At 71.9% G+C, this 4,883-nt stretch carries 4 protein-coding genes; 2 read left to right on the top strand and 2 right to left on the bottom strand.

What is annotated here, in order from left to right; all coding sequences use genetic code 11:
* Window positions 1–147 precede the first annotated feature (147 nt).
* Window positions 148–1,128: a carbohydrate ABC transporter permease gene (locus PROKR_RS15060; protein ID WP_245605839.1), complete on the bottom strand. Its 981-nt coding sequence runs from the start codon at window positions 1,126–1,128 to the stop codon at window positions 148–150.
* Window positions 1,121–2,044, bottom strand: a complete 924-nt coding sequence (locus PROKR_RS15055; protein ID WP_036964452.1) for a carbohydrate ABC transporter permease — start codon at window positions 2,042–2,044, stop codon at window positions 1,121–1,123. The genes PROKR_RS15060 and PROKR_RS15055 overlap by 8 nt, the downstream gene beginning before the upstream one ends.
* 282 nt (window positions 2,045–2,326) lie before the next feature.
* Between PROKR_RS15055 and PROKR_RS15050 the strand changes: the two genes are divergently transcribed.
* A complete protein-coding gene (locus PROKR_RS15050; RefSeq protein WP_036964451.1) occupies window positions 2,327–4,369 on the top strand; it encodes a DUF6807 family protein in 2,043 nt (680 codons plus the stop codon).
* On the top strand, window positions 4,366–4,883 hold a 518-nt coding region (locus tag PROKR_RS15045; RefSeq protein ID WP_036964450.1), incomplete at its 3' end, for a Gfo/Idh/MocA family protein. The genes PROKR_RS15050 and PROKR_RS15045, both read left to right, overlap by 4 nt.

Genomic DNA, 4,883 nt, shown 5'->3' with positions numbered 1-4,883 from the left:
CAGGCGGCGAGGGTCAGGGCGACGGCCGCGATACCCGCGGCCGAGCCGGCGAGGCGCTTGCCGCGCCTCGAGGTCGGTCGGTTGCCGGTGGTGCTCATGTGGTTCTCCTTCGGTGACGTTGACGTCGTTGTCGCATCGCGGGCGGAGCTACTTGATTCCGGTGGTCGCAATGCCCTTGACCAGGTACTTCTGTCCGAACAGGAAGGCGATGAAGACGGGGATCAGGGACACGATCGACATCGCGAACAGCGAGCCCCACGAGCTCTCGCCCGTGGAGTCGACAAAGGTGCGAAGCGCGATCGGCACGGTGTACATCTCCGGCCGCGTGAGGAAGATCAGCTGGCTGAAGAAGTCGTTCCAGGTCCAGATGAACGTGAAGATCGCCGTGGTGGCGAGGGCCGGCATCGACAGCGGCAGCATGATCTGCAGGTAGATGCGCAGGTGGTTGCAGCCGTCGAGGGTCGCGGCCTCGTCCAGCTCGCGCGGGATGCCGCGGAAGAACTGGACCATCAGGAAGATGAAGAACGCGTCGGTAGCCAGCAGCTTGGGCACGATCAGCGGCAGGAACGTGTTGATCCACTCGAGCTGGGAGAACAGCACGTACTGCGGCACGATCACCACGTGGATCGGCAGCATGATCGACATCAGCATGATCGCGAACCACAGCCGCTTGCCCTTGAACTCCAGCCGCGCGAACGCGTAGGCCGCCAGGGAGCAGGACAGCAGGTTGCCGAGCAGCGACCCGAGCACCACCAGCGCGGAGTTGATCAGGTAGTGGCTGAACGGGTGCAGCAGCGCGTTCCACCCGTCCGTGTAGTTGGACAGGTCGATGTCGGTGGGGATCAGGCCCGGCTCGCGGAAGATCAGCGCGTTCGGCTTGAACGAGCTGGCCAGCATCCAGAGCAGCGGGTACAGCATCACGAACCCGAAGGCGATGAGCCCCGCGTGCTTGAGCAGGCTGATCACGCGGGCCTGCGCGCGCCGGCCGCGCGGGCGGACGGCGACCGGGCGGGCGGTGCTCCCCCCGGTCCCCCGGGAACCGGAGGCGGTACCGGTGTTCGACGGCGGCCGCACCGCCGTCGTCGTCGCGTTCTGTGCGGTCTGTGTGCGCGTCGAGGCGTCAGTCATCGTAGAAGACCCAGTACTTGGAGGCGAGGAAGTTGACGACCGTCATGCCGCCGATGATGAGCAGCAGGAACCAGGCCATGGCCGAGGCGTAACCCATGTCCAGCGACCCGAACCCCTTGAGGTAGAGGTAGAGCGTGTACAGCAGCGTCGAGTCGGACGGGCCGCCGTTGCCGCCGCTGACGACGAACGCCCGCGTGAAGGACTGGAACGCCTCGATGAGCTGGAGCACGAGGTTGAAGAAGATGATCGGCGTGAGCAGCGGCACCGTGATGCTGCGGAACTGGCGCCACCGCGACGCGCCGTCGATGGCGGCCGCCTCGTAGTACATCTGCGGGATCTGCCGCAGGCCGGCCAGGAAGATCACCATGGGCGCGCCGAACGTCCAGACGTTGAGCGCCATGAGGGTGCCGAGCGCGTAGTCCGGGTGCGAGACCCAGCCCTCGCCCTGCACCCCGAAGATCGCCAGGACCTGGTTGACCAGGCCGTCCGCGCCGAAGATCTGGCGCCACAGGATCGCGATGGCCACCGAGCCGCCCAGCAGGGACGGCAGGTAGTACACCGAGCGGTACAGCGCGAGGCCACGCAGGCCCTTGTCGAGCAGCAGCGCCAGCCCGAGAGCCGCGGCAAGCTGCAGCGGCACCGACACGAACACGTAGGTGAAGGTGACGCCGAGCGACTTCAGGAACCGCGGGTCGTCGAACATCCGCGTGTAGTTCTCCAGCCCCACCCACTGCGGGGCCGAGAGCAGGTCGTAGTCCGTGAAGGACAGCCAGAGCGACGCCCCCATGGGCCCGGCCGTGATGAGCGCGAGCCCCACGAACCACGGCGCGAGGAAGAGCAGGGCCCAGCGGCCGTCTCCCTTACGGCGCGCGCTGACGCCCTGCTTGCCGCGCGAGAGCTCCTGGATCACTGACATGGGTTCACCCCCGCACGGACGGGGCCCGTCAGGGCGGGCGGGGGCTCGGACCGCCAGGGTCCGGGCTCGCGGGTCGGGTGGCGCATCGCGTTGTCCTCCGGATCGTCGTCGATCCCCGGCATCATCGGTGAGAAACCGGTCTCTGGTGGAGGAACGTACCACATGAGGAACCGGTTTCCCATGGTGTACGGTCACATCGGGAAACCGGTAACGCGGGCCACGCCGACGAAGGCGCGGAACCACGCGGGATCCGGTCGGACGAAGGTCACGGACGGAGAGCACATGGGCAGCGGCAGCGTTCGAGGGGCAGGTCAGCGCCGCGTTACGGCCACGATCGGGGACGTCGCGACGGCGGCAGGGGTCTCGCGCGCCACCGTGTCGCGCGTGATGAACGGGCGCAGCACGGTCGACGCCGCGATCGCCGAGCGCGTGCGGAGCGCCGCCGCCGAGCTCAGCTACCGGCCGAGCAACGCGGCCCGCAGCCTCGCGCTCGGCCGCACGCAGACGGTCGCACTGGTGGTGCCGGACCTCGGCAACCCCGTGTTCCAGCAGATCCTGCGCGGTGTGATGGACGGCGCCGCCGAGGACGGCTACCGGGTGCTCGTCGCCGACACGGTCGAGGACGACCAGCAGGAGGGCGCGATCGCGCTCGAGGCCCGCATGCGGTGCGACGCGCTCGTGCTCGTCTCCCCGCGTGTCGGGGACGCGGAGCTCAGCGCGCTCATCGCCGACGTCGAGCCCGTGGTGCTGGTCAACCGGGAGACCAACGGGGCCGCGCCCAGCCTGGTCGTGGACTACGAGGACGCCGCCGTCCAGGTGGTGGAGCACCTCGTAGCCCTCGGGCACCGCCGCATGGTCTACCTGGGCGGGCCGGTGCGCAGCGCCTCCGACGAGATGCGCCGCGCCGGCCTGGCCCGCGCCCGGGCGCGGCACACCGACCTCGAGATCCTCGACCTGCCCGCCGGACCGGACATCCAGGCGGGCCACGCCGCCGCGCCCGCCGTCCTCGCCACCCGCGCCACCGCCGCGGTGGCCTTCAACGACCTCGTCGCGTTCGGCCTGCTCGCCGGGCTGAACGAGGCCGGGGTGGCCGTGCCCGCCGACATCTCGGTGGCCGGCTTCGACGACATCGAACTGTCCCGCTACGCCACACCCGCGCTGACGACGGTCGCGGTGCCGCAGGCCGAGCTCGGCCGACACGCCTGGAGGGAGCTGCACGCCGTGATCGACGACGACGCCCACCCCGCACGCTCTGCACGATTCACGCCCAGCCTGGAGGTGCGGGGCAGTACCGGACCCGTGCCCCAGGGCCCCGAGCGGGTGCACGTCACGGACGACGACCTCGTCGCCCGGCAGCCGGAGGAGGTGCCGACGGTGCCGCCCACCGCGACGCCCATCTGGTCCGTGCCCGCCGATCCGGCCGCCGACGCCGTGGTCCTGACCTGCGGCGACGGCCTGGAGCTGGTGCGTCGTGACGGCGGCGACCGGATGCCCAAGGTGCACGCGCGGCGGCCCTACCTGCACCCCGTGCACACGCTGGCCGGCGTGCCGCTGACCGACGTGAGCCCGGTGGACCACCGGCACCACTACGGCGTCGGCATCGCGGTGCCGGACGTGAACGGCACCAGCCACTGGGGCGGCCGCACGTTCATCGAGGACGTGGGCCCGACCCTCCTGAAGAACCACGGCCGGCAGACGTCGGCGGGGATCCGCGTGGAGCCGGGCGTCCCCGGCGTCGGTACCCCTGGCCCGGCGGGCGAGGCCCTGGTCGAGGACGTGGTCTGGTCCGACGAGCACGGCGAGCCGCAGCTCCGCGAGGAACGCCGCATCTCGGCGCGCCTCCTCCCCGTCGCGCCCGGGTCCGGCGCCGCCCCCGGCTGGGTGCTCGACTGGCGCTCCACGCTGCACGCCGACCACGGCCCGCTGGAGATCCGCTCGCCCGCCACCAACGGCCGGCCGGGCGCCGGGTACGGCGGCCTGTTCTGGCGCCTGCCGATCGCCGAGAGCACCACGGTCCTGTCGGCCGCGGGCACCGGCGAGAACCGGGCGCACGGCAGCACGTCGCCCTGGGTCGCGTTCGTGCAGCAGCAGGGCGGCCGCTTCACCACGCTGCTGCTGGTGCAGCCGGGCCAGGTCCGCCCGTGGTTCCTGCGGTCCGCCGAGTACCCCGGCGCCTGCCCCGCGCTCGCCTGGGACGCTCCCCTGCTCGTGCCCGACGGCGGCTCCGTGCGGCTCGACCTGGTCGCCGTGCTGCTGGACACGGAGCTCACGGCGGACGCCGCGGCGGGCCTGGCCTCGGGCCTCACCGACGGCGGGCAGCGGTGAGCCTGCCCAAGGTGGCCGTGGTCGGCATCCACGGCCACGGCGGCTCGCACCTGCGTGCCGTCGCGGACCTGGCGGAGCGGGGGCTGGCGCGACTGAGCGCCGTCGTCGACCCGCGGGAACCGGACGACGCCCCGGCCCCGTGGTTCGCGAGCCTGGGCGACCTGCTGTCCGCCGACGCCGGGACGCTGCCCGACGTCGTCGTGCTCGCCACGCCCATCCACACCCACCTGCCGCTGGCGCGCGCCGCGCTGGAGGCGGGGATCGACGTGCTGCTCGAGAAGCCGACCACCGCGTCGCTCGCGGAGCACGCCGAGCTCGTCGCGGTCGCCGAACGGACCGGGCGGCTCTGCCAGGTGGGCTTCCAGACCTTCGGGTCGCACGCCCTGCCCGCCGTGGCCGACATGATCGCGCGCGGCGAGGTGGGGCAGGTGACCGGGATCGGCGCCGTCGGCACCTGGGTGCGGACCGCGGCCTACTGGGCGCGCTCGCCGTGGGCGGGGCGGCGCCGGATGGG

It is taken from the genome of Promicromonospora kroppenstedtii DSM 19349, assembly GCF_000515355.1.
GTDB classification, from domain to species: Bacteria; Actinomycetota; Actinomycetes; order Actinomycetales; family Cellulomonadaceae; genus Promicromonospora; species Promicromonospora kroppenstedtii.
The sequence above is the reverse complement of the archived record's forward strand: the minus strand, read 5'-3'. Positions and strand labels throughout refer to the sequence as shown.